The sequence below is a fragment of the Desulfobotulus sp. genome (assembly GCF_034006065.1).
Taxonomy (GTDB): Bacteria; Desulfobacterota; Desulfobacteria; order Desulfobacterales; family ASO4-4; genus Desulfobotulus.
The window spans coordinates 25264-51395 of record NZ_JAVETM010000014.1 but is presented as its reverse complement, the minus strand read 5'-3'; the positions used below and the strand labels follow the sequence as shown (position 1 = coordinate 51395).

General features: G+C 57.2%; 22 protein-coding genes. 8 read left to right on the top strand and 14 right to left on the bottom strand.

Annotation, left to right across the window (positions count from 1 at the left end; all coding sequences use genetic code 11):
* Nucleotides 1-22: 22 nt before the first annotated feature.
* The 4 genes from RBR60_RS07365 to RBR60_RS07350 all read right to left on the bottom strand — a co-directional run bounded on the left by RBR60_RS07365 (nt 23) and on the right by RBR60_RS07350 (nt 9118).
* A complete protein-coding gene (locus RBR60_RS07365) occupies nt 23-613 on the bottom strand; it encodes a peptidylprolyl isomerase (protein WP_320355261.1) in 591 nt (196 codons plus the stop codon).
* A gap of 104 nt (nt 614-717) precedes the next feature.
* Nucleotides 718-5109: a translocation/assembly module TamB domain-containing protein gene (locus RBR60_RS07360; RefSeq protein ID WP_320355258.1), complete on the bottom strand. Its 4392-nt coding sequence runs from the start codon at nt 5107-5109 to the stop codon at nt 718-720.
* Between the two features lie 38 nt (nt 5110-5147).
* A complete protein-coding gene (locus RBR60_RS07355; RefSeq protein WP_320355256.1) occupies nt 5148-6947 on the bottom strand; it encodes an autotransporter assembly complex family protein in 1800 nt (599 codons plus the stop codon).
* 14 nt (nt 6948-6961) lie between these two features.
* Nucleotides 6962-9118, bottom strand: coding sequence for a DEAD/DEAH box helicase (locus RBR60_RS07350; RefSeq protein ID WP_320355254.1), 2157 nt, complete (start codon nt 9116-9118; stop codon nt 6962-6964).
* A gap of 47 nt (nt 9119-9165) precedes the next feature.
* Here RBR60_RS07350 and RBR60_RS07345 point away from each other — a divergent pair, with 47 nt between their 5' ends.
* The 4 genes from RBR60_RS07345 to pyrF all read left to right on the top strand — a co-directional run bounded on the left by RBR60_RS07345 (nt 9166) and on the right by pyrF (nt 13372).
* Nucleotides 9166-9720: a hypothetical protein gene (locus RBR60_RS07345; protein WP_320355253.1), complete on the top strand. Its 555-nt coding sequence runs from the start codon at nt 9166-9168 to the stop codon at nt 9718-9720.
* The gene (gene galU / locus RBR60_RS07340; RefSeq protein ID WP_320355251.1) at nt 9717-10547 is read left to right on the top strand and encodes a UTP--glucose-1-phosphate uridylyltransferase GalU; all 831 of its coding nucleotides are present in this window, start codon (nt 9717-9719) and stop codon (nt 10545-10547) included. The genes RBR60_RS07345 and galU overlap by 4 nt, the downstream gene beginning before the upstream one ends.
* Nucleotides 10548-10631: 84 nt before the next feature.
* Nucleotides 10632-12611, top strand: a complete 1980-nt coding sequence (locus tag RBR60_RS07335) for a peptidase U32 family protein (protein WP_320355249.1) — start codon at nt 10632-10634, stop codon at nt 12609-12611.
* 38 nt (nt 12612-12649) lie between these two features.
* Nucleotides 12650-13372: an orotidine-5'-phosphate decarboxylase gene (pyrF, locus tag RBR60_RS07330; protein ID WP_320355246.1), complete on the top strand. Its 723-nt coding sequence runs from the start codon at nt 12650-12652 to the stop codon at nt 13370-13372.
* Between the two features lie 86 nt (nt 13373-13458).
* On the opposite strand, the gene RBR60_RS07325 is transcribed toward pyrF, so the two are convergent.
* The 7 genes from RBR60_RS07325 to RBR60_RS07295 form a co-directional block, all read right to left on the bottom strand.
* The gene (locus RBR60_RS07325; protein WP_320355244.1) at nt 13459-14691 is read right to left on the bottom strand and encodes an aspartate kinase; all 1233 of its coding nucleotides are present in this window, start codon (nt 14689-14691) and stop codon (nt 13459-13461) included.
* A 158-nt stretch (nt 14692-14849) separates the two neighbouring features.
* A complete protein-coding gene (tsaE, locus tag RBR60_RS07320) occupies nt 14850-15341 on the bottom strand; it encodes a tRNA (adenosine(37)-N6)-threonylcarbamoyltransferase complex ATPase subunit type 1 TsaE (protein ID WP_320355242.1) in 492 nt (163 codons plus the stop codon).
* Complete coding sequence (locus RBR60_RS07315) at nt 15338-16927, bottom strand: NAD(P)H-hydrate dehydratase (RefSeq protein WP_320355240.1); 1590 nt, start codon at nt 16925-16927, stop codon at nt 15338-15340. Before RBR60_RS07315 ends, tsaE begins: the two co-directional genes overlap by 4 nt.
* A 3-nt stretch (nt 16928-16930) precedes the next feature.
* The gene (locus RBR60_RS07310; protein WP_320355238.1) at nt 16931-17650 is read right to left on the bottom strand and encodes a pyridoxine 5'-phosphate synthase; all 720 of its coding nucleotides are present in this window, start codon (nt 17648-17650) and stop codon (nt 16931-16933) included.
* Between the two features lie 21 nt (nt 17651-17671).
* Nucleotides 17672-18139: an rRNA maturation RNase YbeY gene (ybeY, locus tag RBR60_RS07305; RefSeq protein ID WP_320355237.1), complete on the bottom strand. Its 468-nt coding sequence runs from the start codon at nt 18137-18139 to the stop codon at nt 17672-17674.
* Nucleotides 18039-20426: an HDIG domain-containing metalloprotein gene (locus tag RBR60_RS07300; RefSeq protein ID WP_320355236.1), complete on the bottom strand. Its 2388-nt coding sequence runs from the start codon at nt 20424-20426 to the stop codon at nt 18039-18041. The genes ybeY and RBR60_RS07300 overlap by 101 nt, the downstream gene beginning before the upstream one ends.
* Entirely contained in the window at nt 20423-21433 is a 1011-nt protein-coding gene (locus RBR60_RS07295; RefSeq protein ID WP_320355301.1) for a PhoH family protein, read from the bottom strand. The genes RBR60_RS07300 and RBR60_RS07295 overlap by 4 nt, the downstream gene beginning before the upstream one ends.
* 358 nt (nt 21434-21791) lie before the next feature.
* Here RBR60_RS07295 and RBR60_RS07290 point away from each other — a divergent pair, with 358 nt between their 5' ends.
* From RBR60_RS07290 to hisF, 4 genes are read left to right on the top strand one after another with little or no spacing between them, the layout of a single operon-like run.
* Nucleotides 21792-22331 (top strand): CvpA family protein, encoded by a 540-nt coding sequence (locus tag RBR60_RS07290; protein ID WP_320355235.1) that lies wholly within the window; start codon nt 21792-21794, stop codon nt 22329-22331.
* Complete coding sequence (gene mazG / locus RBR60_RS07285) at nt 22328-23149, top strand: nucleoside triphosphate pyrophosphohydrolase (protein WP_320355234.1); 822 nt, start codon at nt 22328-22330, stop codon at nt 23147-23149. The genes RBR60_RS07290 and mazG overlap by 4 nt, the downstream gene beginning before the upstream one ends.
* On the top strand, nt 23133-23765 hold the full coding sequence (hisH, locus tag RBR60_RS07280; RefSeq protein WP_320355233.1) for an imidazole glycerol phosphate synthase subunit HisH: 633 nt from the start codon (nt 23133-23135) through the stop codon (nt 23763-23765). Before mazG ends, hisH begins: the two co-directional genes overlap by 17 nt.
* The gene (gene hisF, locus RBR60_RS07275) at nt 23762-24550 is read left to right on the top strand and encodes an imidazole glycerol phosphate synthase subunit HisF (RefSeq protein WP_320355232.1); all 789 of its coding nucleotides are present in this window, start codon (nt 23762-23764) and stop codon (nt 24548-24550) included. Before hisH ends, hisF begins: the two co-directional genes overlap by 4 nt.
* Nucleotides 24551-24611: 61 nt before the next feature.
* Here the strand turns inward: hisF and RBR60_RS07270 are convergent, their stop codons facing one another.
* From RBR60_RS07270 to RBR60_RS07260, 3 genes are all read right to left on the bottom strand, one after another.
* Nucleotides 24612-25073: a hypothetical protein gene (locus RBR60_RS07270; protein ID WP_320355231.1), complete on the bottom strand. Its 462-nt coding sequence runs from the start codon at nt 25071-25073 to the stop codon at nt 24612-24614.
* A gap of 280 nt (nt 25074-25353) precedes the next feature.
* On the bottom strand, nt 25354-25674 hold the full coding sequence (gene flgM, locus RBR60_RS07265) for a flagellar biosynthesis anti-sigma factor FlgM (protein WP_320355230.1): 321 nt from the start codon (nt 25672-25674) through the stop codon (nt 25354-25356).
* Nucleotides 25671-26111: a DVU0524 family FlgM-associated protein gene (locus RBR60_RS07260; protein WP_320355229.1), complete on the bottom strand. Its 441-nt coding sequence runs from the start codon at nt 26109-26111 to the stop codon at nt 25671-25673. The genes flgM and RBR60_RS07260 overlap by 4 nt, the downstream gene beginning before the upstream one ends.
* Nucleotides 26112-26132 lie beyond the last annotated feature (21 nt).

The window sequence follows — 26132 nt, the reverse complement described above, 5'->3', positions numbered from 1 at the left end:
CATCCTTAGAAGACAAGGGTTTTCAGGGAATCTGGGTCACCTGGAGGATACGGACGGGATCCTTAGGCACGTTCTGGTGTCCTCTGCGGAAGGTGGTGGGCACCCGCTCAATTTGGCTCAGCACGTCCATGCCTTCCACCACCTGACCGAAAACACAGTACCCGAAACCCTGGGGCGTGGCGGCCTTGAAATCCAGAAAGGCATTGTCCACGGTGTTGATGAAAAACTGGCTGGTGGCGGAGTGGGGATCATTGGTGCGGGCCATGGCGATGGTACCTTTGAGGTTTTTCAGGCCATTGGCCGCTTCATTGGGAATGGGGTCCAGGGTGGGTTTTTGCTGCATGTCTTCGGTGAAGCCGCCGCCCTGCACCATGAAGCCATGGATGACCCGGTGAAAGAGGGTGCCCTCATAAAAGCCCGCAGTGGCATAGCGGAGAAAATTCTTCACGGTTTCCGGGGCCTTATCCGGGTAAAGCTCCAGTATGAGGGTGCCGAGATCCGTTTTCATGGAGATTTTAACGGGCTTTGGGTTCTGGGCCTCAGGGGTGTCGGCCAGGGCTGGGTGGGTCAGAAAAAGGGTCAGAAGAAAGATGAGAGAAAACATACGCAGCATAAGTCAGGTCTCCTTACGGGCTCTTGGGTGATTGAAGATGCATGATCAGGCTTTCTGGCCTGGTTTTTGGTTTTCGTTGTGTGTGGACTCTTCAAAAAAAGACATCAGTAATCCCTTTTCCAGAAAAGACCCATGCCGCCTCCCTTGGGGCCCACTTTACTTTCCAGGGTGATGCGGCGGGAAAGTTCCACATCCGCAGAAACCAGGTCATCGTTGGTTTTGAGGTCTTTTTCGATCCGCAGATAGACCCGGTCATGGACGTATTTTCCGGCACGCAGGCGGATGTCGTCATTGGCTTCTCCGTCGGATACGATGTTGAGATCATCCAGGCCGAGCAGGTTGCGGGCCATGCCCAGAGCGCCGGGGCCTCCGCCCTTGCCCGCCAGCTCCCGTGCAGCCAGGGCCAGCTGAGCGGCCTGTATGGGGGTGATGGTGGCAAGGGAGCGGCCAAAGAGCATCTGGGCCAGTACTTCATCCTGGGGCAGGGCCGGTTCCGAGGAAAGGGTGAACTCCAGGTCCGGGGGTTGTCCTTCCACCTTGAGGATACAGAGCACTTCTTTGCCTTCCTGCCGGGCTTCAAAGGAAACAAAGGGGCTGGGAGGCTGTCTGCCGTCCAGCATGATGTTGCCTTGGCTGAGGGTAAGGCGTTTTCCCAGAAAATCCATGCGGCCCCGTATGAGGCTGATGTCTCCGCGGATGACAGGGTCCGTGGCGTATCCGGCCAGGCTCAGCCTGCCCCCCCATTCGGAATCAAGACCCCGGCCCCGGACAAAAATCCTTGCGGGAAAGAAGAGGGCGAGATCCAGGGTGAGGCTGCCCTCCTCCCTGTGGACGCCGTTGCCGTTTTGTGTGCCGTTGGGACCGTGGATTTCCGTAACAGCAAGCTCGGCCACTTCCGGGCCTCCGAATTCTCCGAGAAAAATCTCCACACGGTCAAAGCGAAGCTCCCCTGCGATGTGCTGTCGGAGGAGGGATCCGTTGAGGGTGACCCGGCCTTTGGCAATGGAGGCCATGAGGGTATCGTTGTGCAGGGCTTTGAAGCGTTCCGCATCCAGGAAAAGGGAGAAGGGGAAGTTCTGTTCCGCAAGAAGATTCATTTCTCCATGCCCCTGGATCAGCCCCCCTTCACCGTCGCTGGCGCTGAGGCTGTGGACGTGGATGGCCTTCGGATGCAGCTCCAGGGCTGCGGCAATATCCTGGATATGGAGACCCAGGCCCAGATGCTGGTAGACCCCTTGCTCGATGTGAAGGGTTCCGGAGGGTTGGGGTGCATCGAGACTTCCGGTAAGGGCAAGGTCGAGGTGGGCAAGTCCCCTGATCACCTGACTTTCGGGCATGAAAAGAAGGCCGAGACGTGCGAGATCCAGAAGCCCCGCCAGGCGGACTTCCATGGCTGCTGTGCGGTCCGGGGCAAGGAGGAAGGGCTGAAGGGAAAAGTCTAAGGGCAGATGTCCTTCTGCCTTGAGAAGGGTTTCGCCTGTGTCCATGGTATGGATTTTGGCTTGAAGGTCGAAAAGGCCTGCGTCAATCCCGGCTTCCAGCAGGAGGCCCATGATGGGGAGTTTGCGGTTGTCCAGGCCCTGGGGGCAGAGATCCCGCGCTTTCACCTGCAGCGTGGCCTGGGGACTGTGCAGGGGGCCCTGCAAGGTCAGATTGGCATCGGCCTGGCCCTGCACAGGGAGGCGGAGACTTGTCAATGGAAAATCCTGGATGGAGAGGTCCATCTCCACCCTTTCCTGGTCCAGAAACCCCTTGAGTCCGATGCGGGCGGAAGCAAAATCCAGGAGAAGGGGGTGAAGGTGGATCTTCTTGTCTCCGTGGCGGAGGGCCCAGGGCTGGATGAGGGTGATGGGATTTTCATCCCAGTGGCCCCTGAGGGTTTCAAGCTCCAGATGCTGGCCCTGGCTGTGGCCTTCATACCGGGCCTGGAGCTGGAGGGCAAAGGGTGCAAGGGCCTGACCCTGGAGGCTGCTTTCCAGAAAAAGACGCTCAGGAGAGCCCTGTATGCGGTTTTGGCTTTGCTCCAGGTGTATGTCACCGGCCGCAAGGTTTTGGAGGGAAAGGGTGATATCCAGCTCCGGATTTTGGGAGAGATTGCGGATTTCGCCTTCCAGACTCAGGGTTTCCAGGCTGAAGCCATCCATGGCCCAGGGGGTGAGGGTGAGATTCAGCCCTGCGTCCAGGCCCTGTTCTCCGGGGAAGATGCGGAGCCGGAATTCTCCTTTGCCCTGCATATCAAGGTCCGCAAGCCGGGCCAGGGGGCCAGGGTCCTGCACATGGCCTTTCAGGTCTGCCCGCACCGCAAGGGTGTCCAGGCGCAGGCTGGCCTGGCTTGTGAGAACTCCGCCGGGAAAAAGAAACTGTCCTTGTGGAAGAAAAAGCGTCTTTTCTTCCAGAAGAAAATCGGTTTTTCCATTCAGAGCCAGGGGGCCGCTGCCGACGTCGATGGAAAGGGTGCCCCTTGGCCCTGCGGGAAGGTTTTCCGCATCCAGGGACAGCCTTAAGGAAATGGCTTCTTCTTCCCGGAGGCCCAGGTCTTCACTTTCAAGAATACTGTGGAGATGCATGGATTCTGGGCTGCCCTGAACCCGCATGCGGAGGTCCGCACTGCCTTTCAGGCTCTCGTGGATGAGCCGGAGCTGGGGGAGGTGCAGAAGGAGACCTGCCTGCAGATCCTGATCCATCAGGGAAAAACCGCCTTCCCCTGTAATCCGGAATGCGGCTCCCGTGAGGGTGAGATCGGTGAGGAGAAGGGTGAGGCTTTCTGCCTGCCTTGGATCCGGACCGATGAAAAGACCATTGCGCAGGTTGAGCTCTCTGCCCCCTAAAAGATCCAGAGGAGCGGGCAGGCCGCTGGGATCCTGGATTCGGGTATCGAGATCCAGGTGAAGATTCAGGGGATAAAGGCTGCCCCGGGCATGGGTTTGCACCCGCCCTTTTCCGCCCATGCTTCCAAGACCCCAGGGTTCAAGCCAGGGCGTGAGATCTCCGAGGGCCAGGCGAAGCTTTGTGTCCACCTCCCCTGTGAGGGCGTAAAGGCTGCCCTCTGCCCTGAGGTCGAGGTCCTTTCCCGCAATGCTCAGGGATTCAAGGCGCAGAAGGTGGCGGGAAAGGGCGTAGGCGAGGTCAAAGTCGGCCTTAAGGCTTGGGGGCAAAGGAATGTCCGGAAAGGATGGGGCGCGGGCTGTGATGCGTCCGGTGCAGATCAGGTCGGGAAGTCCATCCTTTTCCGGAACAAAGGCAAGCTTTCCTTCAAGATCCAGCGCTTTTACGGTGAAGCCCCCTGCCTTTGCATCCTGAAGGGAAAGCTGAAAGCGGGTGTCAGGGCCTGTGACAGGGCCTTCTGCCCCAAGGGAAAGCCGGATTGCCGGGCCAAGGTCAAGGCCCAGCCACTGGGCAAGCTTCTGGGGTTTTTCCATATCCAGGGACAGATCGGCTGCAAGCTCAAGGCTTTGGGGATTCAATTCCGCCTGGGCCTGCAGGCCCAGGGTGTCATTGTGAAGCCTGAAGTCTGAAAGATGGATTTTTCCTGTTTTTTCCCGAAGCAGCAGGGCGTCAAATCGGCCTTGTTCCACAAGAAAGGAAAGGGGGGCGGGCAGGCGTTCGGGATCCAGCCGGAAAAAGCCTTTGAGACCTATGCGGGCCTCTTCCTGGAGGCTCAGGCCTATGTGGGTGGAGAGGGTGTTTCCGGAACCAACCTCCATGAGGAGGTTTCCCTCAAAGCTTTCCTGAGTGCCCTCCCCATCCAGGGTCAGATGGACGGGAAGGTCGGGAAGGCCCACAAGGGCGAGGAGTTTTCCGCTGGGCTCCTGAAACCGGGCCTTAAGGTGGAGATTTTCCCTTTCAGGGAAAAAGTCGGCTTCCAGGTGAAGGTCCAGAGGAGGCCCCTGGAGGGCTTTGATTTCCAGTCGGGCTCCAAGGCCTTCCCTGTCGGCGCTGGCGCTGCCCTGAAGGCGTAAGCGCATGGATTCCCCCACCAGGGACTCTGCAAGGAAGATTTCTTCAATGGCAAGGCTTCTGACAAAAAACGGCGGAAGGACAGGCAGGGAAAAGCCCGCATCTTCCTGGGGAGGGGCGGGCTTTTTTTGCCCGTCTGCGGGAATGCGGTGCAAAGCAAGCCTTCGGGCGTGGGCCTTCAGGATCCCCACACGGCCGGAAAAGAGCTCCTGACCTGAAAAACGAAGGTAAAGATCCTTTCCCTGGAAAAAAGGACCTTCCTGATCCAGAACCTGCAGGTCTTTGATGCGGATTTCAAAGGGCAGGGCTCCGCCCAGGCCCTTGATTTCTATTCCGGAGCCGTCTTTTTTCTGGAGAAAGTGATTGAGGGCCTGCTCCAGGGTGCGGTGGCCTGCCTCGGTGCGGAAAAGGAAAAAGGGAAGGAGGGAGGCAATGAGAATGAGGCTGAGAAAGGTCCAGAGCACAAAGGGCAGCATGCGTGAAGAAGCCCCAGGCGTGTATTCAGGATCTTGCGCCTTGTGTTCGGAAGGGATGACCATGGTGTTCCTTATGAAAACTTTCTTGAAATCCGGGCCTTCTAAAAGGCCTGACCTATACTGATGTAGATCTGGAAGGGATCGTCTTCATCCCTCGGATTCAGGGGAAAACCCACATCCAGACGGAAGGGGGCGAAATCCGTATAATAGCGCAGTCCTAAGCCTGCGCCCCAGTGAAAATCATCTTCAAGCTGGAGCTGGGACTGGGTGAAAACCTGGCCCCCATCCAGAAAGGCCACAAGGCCGAAATTGTTCTGCATGCGCCACCGGAGTTCAAGGCCGGTTTCAATGATACTGCGCCCGCCCACCACCTTGCCCTTTTCCTGGGGACCGATGGACTGATAGGCATAGCCGCGGATGGAGCCGCCGCCGCCTGCGTAAAAGCGTTCATCCGCAGGCACTCCCAGGTTGGATTCTCCGAGAATGGAGCCCGCATGCCCCCTTGCGGAGAGAACGAGGCGGTCTTCTCCCACAAGGGGGACATGGGCGGAAGCGCCGCCCACAAGCCGTATGAACCAGGTGCTGATATCCAGGGTGTCGGAAAAGGGTTCGGCCTTCCACTGAAGGCGCAGGCCCTGGGTAGGATTGAGTACGCTGTCGCGCCCCTCCCAGGTGATTTCCAGGGGAAAGGAGAGAAGGCCGACGGTCTGGCGATCGTCGCCCTGGGTGATATCGCTGATCCGGTAATGACTGCCAATAGCCGCAGACCACAGGGGCGTGAGCTGGCGGAAAAGCTTGACCCCCAGTGCGCCGCCTTCGCTCTCATAGGCTTGGGATTCCTCTTTGCCCATCCAGCCGGACAGGGTCAGAGATTGGCGCGGGTCGAGAAAATCCGGAATCCTGTATTCGGAGGCCATCCTTTTTTGTTTTTCTGCCACAGTGAGACTCTGGGAAAGGCGTTCCCCCATGCCCCTCAGGTTGCGATGCTCCCAGTCCAGGCGGGCACCGGTTCCCGTGTCCGTTTCATAGAAAACCCCGGCCTTCAGGGTTCTCGGGCTGCGTTCCACCAGATGAATATGCACGGGCAGGGAAAGATCTTCGTCCGGTTCGGGAGGATAGCGGATATCCACAATGGCGAAAAGGCCGTCCTGCATGAGGCGGCTGCGAAGGCGGTTGAGGCGGGAGGCCTGAAAAAGCTCCCCTTTTTTCCAGGGAATGCGGTTTTCCACATACCGGGGTTTGACCCGTTTTTCGCCTTCAATGGAAACCGAACCGAAAAAGGCCTGGGGCTCCGCCCGGAAAGTATAATGGAGGCTTAAGGTGCGCTGGCTGTGGTCCACCACGGCTTCGCGGATATCCGCTTCAGGGGAGGGGAAACCCTTTTCCCGCAGAAGATCCTTAAGCCTTTCACGGGCCTTTAGAATTTCCGGGGCCCGCGCCCGGGTTCCGGAAAAAAGCCTGAGTTCTTCCGCTGTGGGCAGGTTCTGTGCGGGAAAGTCCGGATCCATGGCTTCGATCCGTATGCCGTTGAGGACATAGGCAGGCCCTGTTTCCACGTCAAAGAAGATTTTTGGTGGAGTGGCCTGAAGATCCGATCTTATGGCGATGCGGGCCTCATAAAAGCCTTCGGAGCGCAGGGCTTTGATCATGGCGGCAACGTCGTTCTCGGCCCGGCGTCGGAGCATTTCCGGTGTGGATGGCGGGCGTTCCTTCAGGGTGAAGGTGTCGGAAACGGCTTCCAGGATTTCCTTGATTTCCGCAGGCATGCGTCTCTGGATTTCCGCCTTGTAAGGGTCCTTTGCAAAAAAAGGCAGAAGATTGGCCATTACCGGAAAGGGCAGAAAGATCCAAAGGATCAGGGGGATGGTCAGTCTTCTGGAAAAAAGAAAGAAGGAAGCCATATCAGTCCTGAAACCTAAAGCGTATATGCATCCGTAACCGGTTCCCGCAGAATCTGGTCTGTGGCGGCCATGGCGCACCGGGCTGCCTTGGGAAAGAATTGGCCAAGATTGCCCACATGCCTCAGGTTTTCCGCCGTGCGGAGAAGGAGCCGGACCAGATCCCCTTCGGCCAGAGGGCTGTTTTTATGGATATTCTCCCAACTTCTTCCGGAAGTCCAGTGGTATACGGTCACCGCAGGTGTCAGATAGAGGGGGAAAACGGGAAAACCCTGGGCGATCATTTCCTTGGCAAAGGGAGCCAGCTGCTTTCTTAAGTGCAAAAAGGCCTTAAGCAGTTTTTCCGGGATCTGATCTTCGGGAATATCCTGGTCATCTGCTTCCCTTTCATTGACAAAGCAGGCCATGAGAGCGGCCAGAATGGCGGGGTCATTTTCCGGAAAAAGCCTGCGCCGGAAGCCCTCGGCCACAAGAATGGGCTGATCAATGCGCAGCTGGGCGGCCCACATGCCATCTTCGGTGAGGCGATCCTGGGAATCCACAAAGGCCTTTTCCTTGAGAAAGGCAAGGTGGCGCAGAAAGTCTGCAAAAAGAAGTTCAGCAGCACCTTTGCTGGCTTTCTGGGAGTTTTTTCCCGTAAGTCTGTGGGCAATGCGGAAGGCGGCGAAACTGCGTTCCATGATGGCCCGGATCATATCCGGCGTGTGGGACAAAAGAAGGTTGAGGGCCATGGAAAAATCAATGCGGATCTGGCTTTCCACCTCCGAGGGGGGGGCTGTGATGAGCCTTCCGAAATGGCGCAGATCCATGAATTTTCCCGGAAGGGCCACGGCGAATCCGATGCGGTCTTTACCCCTGCGTCCGGCCCTTCCCGTCATCTGATGGAATTCCGTGGCGGAAAGGGGGGTGAATTCTGATCCGTTGAAGCGATCCGAATTGGCGATGAGCACGGTGCGCGCCGGAAAATTCACCCCTGCGGCCACGGTGGAAGTGGCAAAGACCGCATCCAGCAGGCCTTCGGACATCAGCGTTTCCACCACCATCTTCCAGGCGGGAAGATGGCCGGAGTGATGGGCGGCCACGGCCCGTTTTTCAATGTACATACGCTGGGGATGGCGGGCCGCATGGGGCCAGAAGCGGGTGAGTTCGTCCATGCGGGTGCGTAGGGCGCATGCCCGTTCGGGGTCGCTGAGAAGCCCTGCTTCGTCGCAGAGGGTGATGGCGGCGTCGCAGTCGGACCTGGACTTCAGAAAGAAAATGGCGGGCAGAAGGTTGTAGTGCCGGAGCACGGCCATAATGTCTGCCATGTTAGGAAGCCTTCGGGGAGGGGCCAGCAAGGGGGGGCGATCTGTGCTGAGGTATTGCAGGATCTTTTTGTGCAGTCCCTTTTTTCCCGCATGGCGGGTTTCATCGTATTCCGCAAGAAAGGGAAAAAGGGTGCCGCTGGGATGGAAGAACAGGGGATGCAGGGGGACAGGCCTGCGGTTGGCCCGGATCAGGGTGCAGGTCTGACCACGCATGGATTCCAGCCAGGCGGCAATCTCTTCGGCATTGCCGATGGTGGCGGAAAGGAGGAGCAGGGGAACCCTTGAGGGCATATAGATGATGGTTTCTTCCCAGACCACGCCCCGTTCCGGATCTCCGAGGTAATGGGCCTCATCCAGAATCACAAGGTCACAGCGGATGTCCTCGCCTGTATGCATGGCATCGTAGAGCTGGTTTCTGAGGATTTCCGTGGTGCCGATGATCAGCGGAGCATCCGGATTTTCCTTGCGGTCGCCTGTGAGAATGCCCACATTCTCCGGCCCGAATTTTCGGGAAAAGGCCGTGTGAATGGCGTTGGTGAGGGCTTTGAGTGGGGAGGCGTACCAGGCCCTTTTACCTTCCAGGAAGAGTTTTTCTATGGCCTGTTCCGCGATATAGGTTTTGCCGGACCCTGTGGCCGCAGTGACCAGGCAGTCGCCCTGGCCTACGGCTTCAATGGCTTTTTTCTGGAAAGGGTCCGGCACAAAGGGTCTTGCCTCAGGAACGCCGATGCGGGCGAAGATGGGCTTGAGCTTGGGGTCTGCGCCGGGTTTCATGCCTGGGGCGGCATGGGCCGGTCTTTTTTTACGACGGTCTGGGGATGCGGGTTTGTGTGCTGGGGATCTGGGTGCTTTTCTCGGCGGCGTCATGTCTGGGGCACACTCGTTTGGGCGGAAAGCCCGGAAAGGGTGGGAGGATGGGAAGCCCCCTTAAATCAGAAGATTCAGGGAATACAAGCCCGGCAGAAAAATCAATAAGGACGTACGCATGGGCTCCTGAGCATGCTCCTTTGGGTCAGGTCGGGGTAAAAAGCCCTGGGACAGAGCCTGAAAAAACAGGCTTTTTTGTTCGAATAAAGCATGCACACCCTCTGGGCTATACCATCCGGAGCAAGGCCGGGCAAGGGAATTGTCAGCAAAGACCCCAAGGCTTCCGGTTTTTTGATGCTATGGAATACCTGGGTGAAAGGGGGGCGTGTGATTCTGAAAAGAAGAGGGCGGGAGAAACGGTAAAAGGCTTTGTTTTCTTGGTGGCATCTGGTATTTTTGCAGAATTCTGTCCCGGATTCCGGAATAAGAAACGTTTTTTCCTGGGGGGCGGGAATGGGAAGACGCCTGAAGCATCAGAAAGCCGGAGGCTGTGGATGGAAAGATTTTTCTTAAGACGGAGTCGTCAGTCTTCATTCTGGGATGTCAAGGGGTTTTACTGGCGCGTTGTCAGACACACACATTTGGAGAAAGGAACATCATGATCCGAAAATGTCTTTTTCCCGCAGCGGGCTACGGAACCCGTTTTCTGCCCGCAACCAAGGCCATGCCGAAGGAAATGATGCCCATTGTGAACAAACCCCTCATTGAATATGGGGTGGAAGAGGCGCTGGAGGCGGGGATGACCGATATGTGCATGGTCACCGGACGCGGTAAGAATGCCATTCTCGATCACTTTGACATGAACTATGAACTGGAACACCAGATTTCCGGAACCCAGAAGGAAACCCTTCTTGCGGATATTCGCGCCATTCTGGATCGGGCCAACTTCACTTACATCCGTCAGCGAGAGATGAAGGGGCTGGGGCATGCCATTCTGACGGGTCGGCCCCTGGTGGGAGATCATCCCTTTGCCGTGGTGCTGGCCGACGACCTCTGCATGCATCCGGAAGAGGGGGTTTTGGCGCAGATGGTGGGGCTTTATAAGCAGTTTCGCTGTTCCATCATTGCCGTGGAGGAAGTTCCGGCCGAAGAAACCCACAAGTATGGGGTTATTGCCGGCAGAATGCTGACGGATCGACTGATCTGTGTGGAGGATATGATTGAAAAACCTGAGCGAGGGAAGGCACCCAGCAACCTTGCCATCATCGGGCGCTATATTCTGACACCGGATATCTTTGACATCCTGGAAAAGACGCCGCCCGGTAAAAACGGAGAAATCCAGATCACGGATGCCCTGTTGCAACAGGCCCGAACGGGCTGTGTGCTGGCGTATAAGTTTAAGGGAAAACGCTTTGATTGCGGAGCTGTCAAGGGATTCATTGCAGCCACCAATTACTGTTATGAGAATTTTTATCTCCATGGCGAGTGATGCCCGCTTCGGATGAAAGACCCTGCCTGCCTCCTTGTCCGCCGTCTGCATGGAATTCTTATGGCTTGAAAGATGATATATACCATGACCAACCCTGATGTTCCCGTTCGACCCGCTATCCTGGCCCCTGCCGGAGACCGGGACAGTTTCTTTGCCGCCCTCATCGCAGGAGCGGATGCCATTTACTGCGGGCTCAAGGCCTTTTCGGCCCGCATGGAGGCGGATAACTTTTCCGTGACAGAGCTGGCCCGGCTGACGGAGATGGCCCATGACCGCAAGGTGCGGGTGCATGTGGCCCTGAACAATGAAATTAAACCCGATGAGGTGGAAAAGGTCTTTCATCTTCTCCTGCGCCTTGCACGGGACGTGAAACCCGATGCCCTTATTGTGCAGGATCTGTGCTTTGTGTCCCTGGCGCGGCAGGCGGGCTATGAGGGAGAGCTGCACCTTTCCACCCTGGGCAACCTGTCTTTTCCCGAAGGTCTGCCCGTGGCCCAGGGCCTGGGTTTTTTCAGGGTGGTACTGCCCAGGGAGTTGGATGTGGATGGTCTGCGGCTCATGGCTGCGGCCTGTCCCAGGGGGCTTTTTCTGGAAAGTTTTGTCCATGGTGCCCTTTGCTACGCCGTATCCGGCCGTTGTTACTGGAGCAGTTATCTTGGGGGCAAATCGGGCCTGAGGGGACGATGTGTGCAGCCCTGCCGTCGCCTGTACCGGAAAGAAAAGGGGGGGGATGGGGGGCGGTTTTTTTCCATGCAGGATTTAAGTCTGGATGTTCTGACCAAGGTTCTGGGTGGGATTCCGGAGGTGGACTGCTGGAAGATTGAGGGCAGGAAAAAGGGGCCCCATTATGTGTATTACACCACCACGGCTTACCGCATGCTCCGGGATGAGCGGGATCTGCCGGGTCGTAAGAAAAACGCCCTTGCCCTGCTGGAAATGGCCCTGGGAAGGCCTGCCATGCACTACCGCTTTCTGCCCCACAGACCCTGGCAGCCCCTGGCACCGGAGGCTGAAACGGGTTCGGGCCTTCTTCTTGGCCGGGTGAAGGGAGGCGGACGCGAGTTTTTCCTTACGCCCAAGATCGCCCTTTTGGCCGGAGACCTGCTGCGGATCGGGTATGAAGGCGAGGGCGGGCATGTCCTTGTCCGGGTTAAACGCGCCATTCCCAGAGGCGGACGTTTTCATCTGAAAGATGAGGGAAAGACGAAACCCAGGGCAGGGGCTGCGGTTTTTCTCGTGGATCGCAGGGAACCGGAACTTTTGGCGGAAATCCGAAAGCTGGAGGCCCTGTTCAACGCCTCTGAAGTAACAGAGCCCCAGGCCGCTCACCAGGCCCTGGTTTTTCCCAGGCCTTTGAAAAAAAGCGGGCCTTCCCGGGAGATGGTGCTGAGCCGCTCCTTCCTGGGCCTGGGAGGCTCTGGAGAGGAAAGGGCGATGTGGGTGGATCCGGAAAAGGCTCCGAAGGTTCCGGAGGGTGCGGTGCGCCATGTGTGGTGGTGGCTGGACCCTGTGATCTGGCCCGAAGACTCCGAGGCCTGGAAGAAGGCGCTCCAGGGTTTGATTCGTAAAGGCGGCCGTCGGTTTGTTCTGAATGCGCCCTGGCAGGTGGGGCTTTTTGAAAAAACGGAAGGTCTGGAACTCTGGGCTGGACCTTTTTGCAATATCACCAATGTGCTGGCTGTGGACGTGCTGCGGGAGATGGGATTTTCAGGGGTGATGGTGGGTCCGGAGCTGGGAGAAGAGGATTTTATGAGCCTTGGAGCGGGGAGTTCCCTGCCCCTGGGTTTGGTTCTTTCCGGATTCTGGCCCCTGGCCATTTCCCGTCTCGGAGTTCTGGAGCCGGGGGAAAGCCTGATCAGTCCCAAGGAGGAAAGGCTCTGGGGGCGGACCTATGGGCGGAATCAATGGCTTTTTCCGGACTGGGCCTATGATATCCGGGAGAAAAAGGCACACCTGGAGAGGGCCGGATACAGGCTTTTTGTCCACATGGAGGAACGTCTGCCCAAGGGTATGACGGGCAGGCAGCGACCAGGATTGTGGAACTGGAATCTGCGTCTGCTCTGATTTCTGATCATCCCATTTTTTAAAAGAGGAGGGTTGCCATGCCCCTTTCATGCGCCCAGCGCCTGATTTTTGCCCTGGATTTTCCTGATTTTTCAAAGGCGCTGCCCATGCTTGTCCGTCTTTCGGGAAAGGTGGGGGTGGTGAAGATCGGCCTGGAGCTTTTTCTCGGTGAAGGGCCTTCCATTGTTCCCCGTATCCGGGAGAAGACGGATGCCCGGATATTTCTGGACTTAAAGCTTCACGACATTCCGGCCACGGTGGAGCGTAGTGTGCGCAATCTGGAAAAGCTGGGGGTGGACTATCTCACCCTGCATACGGCGGGCGGGCGGGAGATGCTCTGCCGTGCGCGGGAAGGAGCAGGGGAGAACATGGCCCTTCTGGGGGTGACGGTACTCACCAGCAGCAGCGTTCAGACCCTGGAGGAGACGGGCTGCGCACTGGAAGGAGAAAGGCCCTTAAAGACCCTGGTGGCAAAACGAGCCTTTCTGGCCAGAGAGTCGGGCCTTTCCGGCGTGATCTGTTCTGGCCATGAGGCTTTGGAAGTGAAAGCACTCTGTGGTCCGGAGTTTCTGGCTGTGACGCCGGGTATCCGGCCTTTATGGAGTGTGGAAAAAAAGGACGATCAGGAGCGGGTCATGACACCGAGCCTGGCATTGGCCGCAGGGGCGGACATGCTGGTCATCGGTCGTCCCATCCGGGATGCGGCGGATCCCGAAGCCGCAGTGGAAAGAATTCTTAAGGAAATGGCAGACGCAGGATAGCCAGAAAAAACAGCACACCCCCGATCATGAAGGCAAAGCGCAGCTGATCGGGGGTGAAATGTTTCATGCCCTTTTGCTTTTCTGGGTCAGGGAAGGGTTTCTTCGGGTTTGTCCAGGCCAAAGGTCGTGTGCAGGGCGCGTACGGCCAGTTCCGTGTATTTTTCCTCAATGATGCAGGAAATGCGGATTTCCGACGTGCTGATCATGAGCATATTGATGTTTTCCTCGCACATGGCGGCAAACATCCTGGATGCAACCCCGGAATGGTTTTTCATACCCACTCCGATGACGGAAACCTTGGCAATGTTGGCGTCGGACATCACCTCTTCAGCACCGATTTCCTCGGCGACCCTGCGACTGATTTCCACCGCTTCCCGGAGGTCCGTTTTGGGCACGGTAAAGGTAAAGTCCGTGATGTTTCCCGTTCGGGTGTTCTGGATGATCATGTCCACCAGGATGCCCGCTTCGGCAATGGGGTTCAGAATTCGGAAGGCAATGCCCGGACGGTCGGGAACTCCCTTCAGGGTAATTCTGGCCTCGTTCTTGTTGCAGGTCACGCCGGATACCACCAGGCGTTCCATATCCGCATCTTCTTGCATTACCATGGTTCCTTCCTCCTCCTTGAAGGACGATCTCACATGCACCGGCACATTGTATTTTTTGGCAAATTCCACGGAGCGGATCTGCAGGACCTTGGCGCCGAGGCTGGCCATCTCCAGCATTTCGTCATAGCTGATTCTGGAAAGTTTCTGAGCCTTTTTGCAGATATTGGGATCTGTGGTGTAGACGCCGTCCACATCCGTATAAATTTCACAGACAGCGGCCTTCAGGGCTGCGGCCAGAGCCACTGCGGAAGTATCCGAGCCGCCTCTGCCCAGGGTGGTGATGTTGCCATGGATGTCCGCGCCCTGGAAGCCCGCTACGATGACGATCTGACCATCGGCAAGAAGCCTGCGGATGCGGGAGGCTCCGATATTGAGAATGCGCGCGGAACCGCAGGCGCAGTCGGTCACCACTTCAGCCTGATGCCCGAGAAGGGAGGTGGCCTTGTAGCCCATGGATTTCAGCATCATGGCAAGAAGGGCGACGGTGGTCTGCTCGCCCGTAGCCAGAAGTACATCCAGTTCCCGCTTGTCCGGCCGTTCGCAGGCCTCATGGGCGAGACGGATGAGGTTGTCCGTGGTTCCGGACATGGCGGAAAGCACCACCACCATCTCGTTTCCTGCATCATAGGTCTGGGCTACCCTGAGGGCAACATTGCGTATGCGCTCGATGTTGCCCACGGAGGTGCCGCCGTACTTTTGTACGATAAGTGCCATGTACACCACTCCTTCGAGGCGTGACAGATAGGTTGTAAGCCGGATACCCTGTTTGCCATGCCTGAAAGTGCAGGGTTTTAGGATGCGGGACCAAAAAAAAGCCAGGATCCCTGGCGCGGCATCAGGAACGGCTTGGGGTTTGGGTATCCATACCGGCTTTATGCCGGAGGGCAAACTTGTTGCCAGCTCCTTAGCAGATCCTGAAAGTGAAGTCCATAGGCCTGTGCGTGGAGTTTTCGGGTTGTTTCCCCATGGATTTCAATGTGAATCCGGATATCAAAGATTTCCGTATCTTCCATGCGCTCGGCCCATTCCACCACGGTGACGGATTCGGAAGCCATCAGATCGGGAAGACCAATATCGAGAACCTCCTCCATGTGGCCGAGGCGGTAAAGATCGGCATGATAGAGAGGCAGGCGGGCTGTGTAGGCGTGGATGAGGGCGTAGGAGGGACTGGTGACATAAACGTTTTCCGGCACCCCCAGCCCACGGGCAAAGCCCTGAACAAAGAGGGTTTTCCCAGCACCGAGATCTCCGGAAAGGGCCAGACGGCAGGGACGCAGGATAAGCCGACCCAGGGCCTGGGCCATGGCAAAGGTATTTTCACTGGAAAGGCTTTCCAGGGTGAGGGTGCCGGTCGGGGTGCTCATGAAAAGGCCTGACTCCGGTGTGGGGGGGATGGATATTTTTTCTGGAGACGGGCCAGCACTGCGGGAATCTCCGCTGCAACTTCAGAGGGAAAAAATCCCTGAGGCCCCCGGGTGCTGGCAAGAAGGTCTGCTGCCATGCCGTGGACAAAGGCGGCCAGGGGGCTGGCCTGATCCACGGGAATTCCCTGGGCCATGAAGGCGGCCAGGATACCGCAGAGAACATCCCCGGAGCCTCCTGTGGCCATGCCGGGATTGCCCTGGGTGAGGATCCGGACAAAACCTCCGGGTTCTGCGGCAAGGGTACCCGCCCCCTTGAGAAGCAGGTGACAGTGGTGAAGCATGCTGAAATTTCTGGCGATGGTGATTCTGTCCTGCTGAATCCTTGAAACCGGGATCCCGGAGAGTCTGGCCATTTCTCCGGGATGTGGGGTGAGTACGGTGGAAGCCGGACGTGTGTCCAGGCTTGCCATGAGGTCCGGATGCAGAGACAAAAGGGTGAGGGCGTCCGCATCCAGCACAAGGGGGAGATCCGTTTTTAAAAAAAGCCTCAGAATGCGGGCGGAAGCTTCTCCCGTTCCCATCCCTGGTCCTGCGGCCAGAAGCGTTTTGCCGGGCAGGGCTTTTTCCAGGGCCAGGGCCGCATGCTCTGAAAATCCCTGTCCATCGCCAGGCAGGGTAAGAACCATGGCTTCTGGGGGAATACCCGGCAGGGGCAGGCTGGTTTCCGGGACCGCCAGGGTGAGAAGACCGGCTCCGGCCCGGAGGGCACCCATGGCGGCCAGCACCGCAGCTCCCCTTGCGGTCGGGATTCCGGCTGCAAGGAGGATATGGCCGAAGTGGCCTTTGTGACTGTCCGGCCTGCGCACAGGAAGGCAATCGGAGGCCCAGGATTTCGTTGGAAGGCCCAGGGTGAGGGGGAACTTCCGACGTACCTGAGCGGGAATGCCGATGTCCACCACATGGAGCTGGCCTCGCATGCTGCGGCCGGGTTCCAGAAAAAGTCCAGGCTTGGCAAGGCCGAAGGTGACAGTGTGTTCCGCACGGATGGCTTCGCCCAGGATCACACCCGTATCCGCCGCAATGCCCGAAGGGATGTCAAGGCTGAAGACGGGGGCGGGGCTGGCGTTGACTTTCCGGATGAGATCGGCCCAGAGACCCTGAACCTCACGATCGAGCCCGATACCGAAAAGGGCGTCCACAAAAAACGCGGCCTTATCAATGTAAGGGGCCAGGCCGGACAGATCTCCGGGGCTTTCCAGGATTCGGGTCTCCCCGCCCGCCTTTTCATACAGCTCTCGGTTGATGCGGCTTTCGGGGCTGAGCCTTTCGGGGTTTCCCGCCAGGATCACCTGGGTATCCGCACCCCAGCCCAGAAGGTAGCGGGCCGCAACCCAGCCGTCTCCCCCGTTGTTCCCGGAGCCGCAGAGGATCAGAATCCGGTTTTTTTCCACAGGCCAGAGGCTTGCGAAAATGCGGGCGGCTTCCCTTCCCGCGGTTTCCATGAGGATGCGGCCGGGAAGCCCGAACTCTTCCATGGTGCTGCGATCCATGGCGGACATGGTGGCGGCGCTGACCAAAGGATGCATGGGTTAAAGGCTCCTGACCAGGGCAGCCATGCGGCGTACGGCCTTTTCCATTCCCACCAGGGCGGCGTGGGACACGATGCTGTGGCCGATGCTGAACTCCTCAATCTCAGAAACGCCTTTGAAGGCAAGGATGGATCGGTAACAGATGCCATGACCGGCATGGACCCCAAGACCGATTTCCCGACCCTTGCGGGCTGCGGTGAGAAGGGCCTCAAAGGCGGCTTTTCTGGCATCCGGCGCGTTGGCGTCGCAGAAAAGGCCGGTGTGCAGTTCCACAAAATCCGCTCCCGCAGCTAAGCTGGCTTCCACCTGTCGGGGATCGGGGTCCACAAAAAGGCAGACAGGAATGCCCGCACTGTTTAAGGTTTCCACGGCATGGGCCACGTTTTTCTGGTGGGTGACGACGTCCAGCCCGCCTTCTGTGGTAAGCTCCTCGCGACGTTCGGGTACCAGAGTGACCACATCCGGCAGCACTTCCAGGGCGAATTCCAGCATTTCATCGGTGGCACCCATTTCCAGAATGAGTCGGGTCTGCACCGTATCCCGGAGGATGCGTACGTCCCTTTCCTTGATATGACGGCGGTCTTCCCTGAGATGCACCACAATGGCGTCGGCTCCGGCCAGCTCGGCGATAACCGCCGCGGCAACGGGATCCGGATAGTTGGTTTTACGGGCTTCTCTGAGGGTGGCGATGTGATCCACGTTCACGGCGAGTCTGGGCATGGAACCTCCTTTTGTATCGGGTCAGGGAGAAAGCCATCCGGCAAGCGTTTCGTTTTTTTCCAGCATGCGCACCAGTTCTGTGCTTTTGGCCTCCATGCGTTCTTCGGCTTCGGGGCTCTCTTCATGGTCATAGCCGAAGAGGTGGAGAACGCCATGGACGAGGAGCTGGGTGATGCGCACCTGGGGATCCATCTTCCATTCTGCCGCTTCACGCAGGGCCGTTTCCGTGGAAATCACCACATCCCCCAGGAGTTCAGGGTTGATGTGGCCGAATTCCCCTTCGTTCATGGCAAAGGCCAGGACATTGGTAGGCGCGTCCTTCTGGCGGTAATCCCGGTTGATTTCCCGCATGTGCGCATCATCCACAAAAAGGACAGAGAGTTCTCCCTCAGGACATCCCAAGGCGTTTAAGATGTGCGTCGCCTTTTCCGTCAGGTTCTGTTCGTTGAGGGGCATCTGATTCTGGGAGTTGTCGATCTGTATGACCATTTTTCTTCTTTCCGCCGGGGGCTGCGCTTTCCGCGTATTCGATGCGGTGGTGGTAAATGCCGTTTAAAATTTTGTTGAAGCTGCGGGCGATTCTGTGGAGATCTTTTAAGGTGATGTCACATTCATCCAGCTGGGAGTCGGAGAAAATGCTGTTGATCATTTTCTGGACCAGTCCCTGGATCCGTGCGGATGTGGGATTTTCCAGGGTGCGGGAGGCGGCTTCCACCACATCGGCCATCATGACAATGGCGGCTTCCCGGGTCTGAGGTCTGGGGCCGGGGTAACGGTAATCATCGGCATTGACAGGCTCCGCCTCCCCTTTCAGGGCCTTGGCTTTTTCGTAAAAGAAGCGGATCAGGCTGCGGCCATGGTGCTGAGCGATGATGTCCATGATGGCTTCGCCCAGTTTGTGCTGACGGGCCATGCTGACGCCGTCCCGCACATGGGTGATGAGGATGAGGGCGGACATGGACGGCGCCAGTTTGTCGTGGCTGTTTTTACCTCCGCCTTGATTCTCAATGAAATAAAGGGGTTTTGAGAGTTTGCCGATGTCATGGTAATAGCCGCCCACGCGGGCCAGCAGGGAGTGGGCACCGATCTCCGCGGCTGCGGCTTCAGCCAGGGTTCCCACGATCATGGCATGGTTGTAGGTGCCGGGCGCTTCCAGCATGAGGCGTCGCAGAAGGGGCTGTTCCGGGTTGGCGAGTTCCAGAAGCTTGATGTCGGTTGTGTAATCAAAAAGGATTTCCAGAAGCGGTGCAACGCCTGCGGTGAGAATACCGGAAAGCATGCCGCCCGTAAAGGCCAGAATCAGGGTCCAGGCCATGAGGGCGGGGCTGATTTCCTCCAACTGAAGAAAGACTCCTGAGGCAAGCAGAAGATGCAGGAGGCCAAGTTTCCACCCGGCTTTGACAAAAACCTTACGCTCTCTGCAGTCCCGCATCCAGTAGGCGGCCATGGCGCTGCTTATGATAAAAAAGAGGGCAAGGGAAAGATCGGTCTGCATGACAAGGGCCGCAAGGCTGCCCAGGATGAGGGCAAAGGGCAGGGCCTGGGCCATGCCGAAGAAAAGGCAGACCAGCATGGAGGCACCCGCCACAGGCAGGGCCATAAGCAGGGGAATCTGGGAAGGAAAGGCCGCAGCTTCCGTGACAAGGGGCTGGATGAGGAGCTGGAAGCCCTTGGACATGGCCAGCACACTGATGAGAACAGAAGTGAGAAAAAGCATATTCTTGTTGGGATTGCGGCTCTGGGACACAGGACGCCGGAAGCAGAGGCAGTACCCCGTGAGAAGGACAAAAAGGGCAATGAGCACGCTTCCCGCATTGTTGCGGAAAATGTCCTGGGTCCGGATCTGGGAGGCCAGGGCATTGAGTTTGAGTTTCTGGACAGGGGTGACCCTCTCCCCTTCCCGGAGCAGCATTTCTCCGGCTTTGATCTGGTAAAGTACGGGTTTGACCTGGGCCACGGCTTCCTGCACCCGTTTCTGAGTTTCACTGCGGTTGAGGGTGATGTTGGGGCGGGCGAGGCGCTGGGTCAGGTCCACGATGAGATTGATGAGATTGTAGTTCATGCCCCGCAAAAGGGGCTCGCCCACAATGCGCACCATGGTAAGGGCCTGATCCGGTCCGTAAAAGCGGCGCAGGTTGGTTTCTATGGTTTCCGTACCCGTGGCCAGGGTTCTCAGGGTAACGCCCCTGTCCATTTCATCCAGAAGGACGGTTTTGTTGGCCACAATGCCATTTTCAAACAGGGTTCTCAGAATTTCCACCAGCTTGTCTTCAATGTCCTGGGAAAATCCTTCCTTCTCCAGAAGGCGGAATGCCCCCTCACTGACGGGAATGCCCAAAAGGGCCTCAAACCGGGGCCTGGCGGCCATGAGTTTCTGGGAACGTAAGCTTTCCGGAGATGGCGGTGTGATGCCTTCTGCGGGAGGGGGCAAGGGGTCGGTGAGGATTTTACGCATTTCCCGGAATCCGGCCTGCACACCTGCCATGATTTTTCCGGCAAGCTCCGTATCCAGGTCATAGACGGCGCGGACCGAAGCCGCAACGGCCTCGCGGTTGGCCTCCGTGGCTTCGGTGTTTTCAATGATGAAATCCCTGGGCGCCTTGATGTTGCGGGTGGCCACGTCGCCAACCTCCAGGTTGTAGTGGAGGGCGGGCATGCCGGGTGCCATGAGCAGGGAAAGGGAGATCAGGATCAGGGAAAGCAGGCCCAGACGGACGGCGTTGTGGGTTCCGAGAAAACGGGCCAGGGCCTTTTTTCGTTCGGAAAATTTTGTCATGCGGTCTCCGGCCGGAAGGGTTCCGCGCCGGTCTCCTTTGCCTGAAGTTTTTCGTAGGCGTCAATGATACGCCGGACAATGTGATGGCGTACCACGTCTTTTTGATCAAAAAAGGTGAAGGCAATGCCTTCAATGCCCTGGAGAATGTCCATGGCCTGAAGAAGGCCGGATTTTTTCCGGGTGGGCAGATCAATCTGGGTCACATCGCCTGTGACAATGGCCCGGGAGTTGAATCCGATGCGGGTGAGGAACATTTTCATCTGTTCCACCGTGGTGTTCTGAGCCTCATCGAGAATGATGAAAGCATCGTTTAAGGTGCGGCCCCGCATGAAAGCTAAGGGAGCCACCTCAATCACCCCCTGCTGAATGAAGGCTTCGGCCTTTTCAAAGGGCATCATGTCGTGCAGGGCGTCGTACAGGGGACGGAGGTAAGGATCGATTTTGTCCGCAAGGTCTCCGGGGAGAAAGCCTAAGGATTCTCCGGCTTCCACCGCAGGTCGGGTGAGGATGACCCGATTGACCTCACCTTTGGCCAGGGCAGCCACGGCCATGGCCATGGCCAGGTAGGTTTTGCCCGTGCCCGCAGGGCCGACGCCAAAAACAATGTCGTGGGTGCGGATGGCATCGATATAGGTTTTCTGGTGGGGGTTTTTGGGGGTGATGCAACGCTTTTTGGCGGTTACGTAGATGGTATCAAGGAAAATATCCTTTAAGATGATTTTTTCATTGGCCTGAAGCGCCTGAACAGCATAATCAATGTCATTGGGGTAAACGGGGTAGCCGCTGCGCAGAAGGCCGTAGAGCTGGTCGAGAACTTTTCTGGCAAGACGGATCTGGGAGGCCTGTCCCTCCATCATGAGGGTTTCTCCCCGGGAGTTGAGGGAAACGGCAAGGCTTGCGGCAATGCGCTGGAGGTTCTTGTTGTGCTCACCAAAAAGCTGACGGGTGAGATGGGGATCTTCAAAGGTGTGGACTTCCTGGATGTGGCCTTGGTTGTGCTTTTTCATCGCCATTCGGCGGAGTGCGCCGTCCTGTGGTTGCCGGATCTGGCCTCAGAAAGCAGGCGGCCCCAGACCCTTGGATGTTCAAAAAGGGTGGGGCTTGCGGTACCTGACCTTCTGGCCATGGTCGTCCTTCCGGACTTCATCTGGTTTCATAGCACAGTCCTGATTCCAAAGGCAAACATCCCATGCATGGATCCGGGAGATTCCCAACGGAAAAAGGAAAAAGCGGCCGTATTGACGCCATGGGGGGGATTTGGTACGAAAGGCCGGGTCCTTCCCGGAATCAGGTGATGAAGATCGTTTTGGGTTTGGGCGAAACGCATGGACGGGTGTTTTTTAACTTATGAAGGCATGAGGTCTTATGAATCCGCTTGATGTGGGCATCCTTTGTATTGTGGGCTTCTGTCTGGTCCGGGGTATTTTTCGGGGACTGATTCGGGAAGCCTCTTCCATCATCGGCGTACTGGCGGGGTTTTATGCTGCGTACACCTATTACCCCCTGCTCACGGGAACCCTTGGAAAGTGGTTTGCGGATCCGGACATCGCCAGAATGCTGGCGTTTTTCTGTATTTTTCTTGCGGTTTTTGTGCTGATTGCTCTGCTGGGAACCCTGATCCGCACCCTTTTGTCCGTGGTTTTCCTGGGGTGGGTGGACCGCCTGGCGGGGGGAGGATTTGGTTTTGTGAAGGGGGTTCTCATTGTGTCCGTGATCCTTGTGGGCCTGACCGCCTTTTTACCGAAAAACCATGAGCTGCTGGGTGGATCCCGCCTGGCGCCCAAAGCCATGCTGATCTCCGAAGGCCTTGCGGCCTTGGTGCCCCAGGATATGAAGAATCTTTTTCATGAGAAGCTGGAGTCTTTGCGGAAATCCTGGCCAGGCAGGGAAAAGGGGCGTCTGTGAAGGGGGATGGGGTTTATGCCCTGGATTCTCTGTGGGAAATCCTTAGGCGTCTGCGCGGGGAAGGCGGATGTCCCTGGGACCAGAAGCAGACTCCCCTTTCCATGGTACGCCACCTCCTTGGGGAAAGCTATGAGTTGGCGGATGCGGTGGAGGATACGGATGCGGAAGCGGTCTGTGAGGAGCTGGGCGATGTCCTGTTCCAGCTTGTTTTTCTGCTTTTTTTATATGAGGAAAAGGGCCTTTTCACCTTCAGCGATGTCATGGGCGGTATTGTGACCAAGCTGATCCGCCGTCATCCCCATGTTTTCGGGAATGAAAAGCTGGACTCTGCGGATGCGGTGACGCGGCGCTGGGAAGAAATCAAGGCTGCAGAAAGGTATGAGAGCCCGAAAACCTCTCTTTTGGCGGGGATTCCCAGAAATCAACCCGCCCTGGATCTGGCCATGACCGTTTCCAGGAAGGTGGCGGCAGTGGGCTTTGACTGGGCGGATGAGGCCGGGGTCTGGGACAAGGTTTCCGAGGAGATGGAAGAATTCCGGGAAGCTCTGCAGAGCAGAAAAGAGGCTTCGTCCGCCATGGAATTCGGGGATCTGCTTTTTTCTCTGGTGAATGTGGCAAGGTTCCGATCCATCGACCCCGAAGGGGCGTTGCGGATGATGGTGAAAAAATTTGTCCGTCGCTTTCAGCACATGGAAGCCTCCCTGGCGTTGGAAGGAGAAACACCCGAATCCGCAGATCAGGATAAACTGGAAAAGCTCTGGCAGGCAGCCAAGAACCGGGAAGGGAAGGAAGAAGAAAAGCATGATCGCCATCATTGATTATGACGCGGGCAATCTCACCAGTGTGGCGAGAGCCCTTGGCTTTCTTGGACAGAAGTATGTGATTACCCGCAGGAAGGAAGAGATTCTGGCAGCAGACCGTGTCATTTTTCCCGGCGTGGGAGCTGCGGCCTCGGCCATGGAAAGCCTGAACCGCTATGGGCTGGATCTTGTCCTGAAAAGGGTGCTGGATTCAGGCCGTCCCCTCCTTGGGATCTGCCTTGGCACCCAGATTATTACAGGATTCAGTGAGGAAGGACATATCCCCTGCCTGAATCTGATTCCCGGACGGGTGAAGGCTTTTTCCAGAGAAATGCGGGATGAGGCGGGAAAAGCTCTGAAAATTCCCCACATGGGCTGGAACCAGGTGCGGGTGACCCAGGCCCATCCTGTGCTGGCCGATATCGGGGAGGAAGACGCCTTTTATTTTGTCCATGGTTATTACCCCGAACCCGCAGATCCGGCCCATGTGCTGGCTGAGACGGATTACGGCATCACCTTTGCCTCGGCCATGGGCTTTGGTAACCTGGTGGCTACCCAGTTTCATCCTGAAAAGAGCGGCAGACCTGGGCTGCGTCTTCTGGACAATTTCTGCCGTTGGGAGGGAAAACCATGAAAAGCGCCATGAGCAAACGCATCATTCCCTGCCTGGATGTGCGGGAAGGGAAAACCACCAAAGGTGTGAAGTTTGAAAACAATGTGGATATCGGGGATCCTGTGGAAATGGCCCGCCACTATTATGAGACCGGCGCGGATGAACTGGTTTTTTATGACATCACGGCTTCCCATGAAAAGCGGGGCATCATGATTGATGTGGTGCGCAGGGTGGCGGAAACCATTTTCATCCCCTTTTCCGTGGGAGGGGGCATTGCTTCCGTTGCGGATATGCGGGAAGTGCTGTTGGCCGGAGCGGAAAAGGTGAGTGTGAATTCCGCGGCCATCAAGAATCCCAGGCTGATCTCTGAGGGGGCTGAGGCCTTTGGCAGCCAGTGTGTGGTGGTGGGCATGGATGTTAAAAGGGTGGAGAAAAGCGAGAAGATTCCTTCGGGCTATGAGATGGTGATCCATGGTGGCCGCACCTTCACAGGCATTGACGCTCTCTTCTGGGCCGAAGAGGTCACCCGGTTGGGAGCCGGAGAAATCTGCCTGAATTCCATTGACGCAGACGGCACCAAGGATGGTTATGAGCTGACCCTTACGGCCATGATCGCAGAGGCGGTTCCCATTCCCGTTATTGCCTCCGGCGGCGGGGGGGTTCCGGTGCATTTGGCGGATGTCCTGACTTCAGGTCGGGCGGATGCGGCCCTGATTGCCTCCATGGTACACTATGGGGATTATACCATCCCGGAAATCAAGGAGTATCTGCATGGGGCCGGGATTGCCGTCCGGCGACGCTGGTAAAAGGTATGAGGAAAAGGGGCGTCACCGTTTCCGGAAAGAAGGACGCCCTTCCTATGGAGGATTAAAGAAAATCCCCTCTGCGGAATTTTTCCACTTCTACCCTGGCCAGAAGGGCGGTGCGTCGGGCAAAATCCTGCACAGGGTTTTCGCTGTCCGGGCTCTGACGGAAAAGGCTTTCTGCTTCTTCTCCCAGGGCGTCCGCCATGGGGGTAAGCTCTTTCAGTGTCTGCTCCGGATTCATCAGGGCTGCGGAAAACTGTTCCATGGTCTGGATGAGATCCTGAATGCGCATTTCCACTCCCGAGGACTCGAAAAGATCACCCAGTGGCATTGTCCGGAGAGGCGGGAGCGTTCCCTGCACGGCGGTACCGGAAGAAGATGTCATGGGAGTCATGGCCGTTCTCAGAGCCTCCTGAAATCCTGGGCCGGAAGTTTTCTGGCGCGGATCTGCCGCAGTGGTCGTCTCTGTATGCCGGATGCCAGAGGCCGGTGTGAATTCGGGTCGATTTGTGATGCGGTCCATACGGCCTCCTTATGAAAAAGGGAATCGCTTTTTCAAAATTCTTTTAGCAAATGTGGTGCCAGAGTAAAACCCCTTTACATTCCGGAATGTGACCCCCTGGATAAACAAAACCGCCAGGAAATTTTTTCCTAGCGGCCTGGGCGGGTGGAGAAAGGGGGAAATTTTTTCTTTTGAACCCTTGGGAATATCCTGATTCCGGAGGTCAGAATTCCGATCTCTAAGCTTCGGTTGCCCATACTCCTGAGCAGCGCTGCGGGCAATCAGAAGAACCTCATCGGTGTCAGATCATGGATTCCCTGTGGGTTGCGAGCATGGCTTTGGCGATGCGCTCGGGATCCGGTACATAGGTGCCGCTCTGGATCTGATGCTTAAGCCTTTCGATGCGCTCAGACCGCAGGTCGCTTGTGCCTGCGTTTTCCTGGCGGGGTGTGCCCTGGGCTTCCATCAGATCCCTGGAGCCGGAAGAAAGGCTGACTTTGTCGCCTCGGTTTTCCGGACCTCCCTCGGTTTTCTGACTGGCCTTGCCCCTTTCCCTGAGAGGCTGCATTTCCCTGGCCTGAGCCATACTTTTGATGCTGGAAATCATGGTACTGACCTTCATGGCGCCCTCCTCTCTCCTGCCATATTCCGGCTGATGGTTTCCCGCGTCAGGGCTTCCAGCCGTCTGAGCACGATGTCCCCATCCCTTAAGGAGACGTGTCGGGTTGTTTTCTGGCCGTCGTCGTCCAGGGTGTTGTAGATGAATTCTTCGGGCGTTTGCTGGGGTTCGAAAGCGATTTTTTGTCCCATTTCTTCTTCCAGCCGACCGACAATTTCCTTTTCCACCGCATCCTGGGGACCATGCCGGGTAATTTTTTCCACAATATCCGCCGTGATTTTCTGGATCATGCCTTCACGTTTGCCTTCGGCGGAGAGGTCCACCCGTTCACTGTGTTCCCGAGCCTTCGCACTGCCGTACCCGTCCATCAGCCGATTGCGCGTGATCTGTCGGCTGTAGAGCTTCAGTACGTTGTGGATCTGGTAGCTCGGTACATGCATGGCCCGCTCCTTTGATCTGGC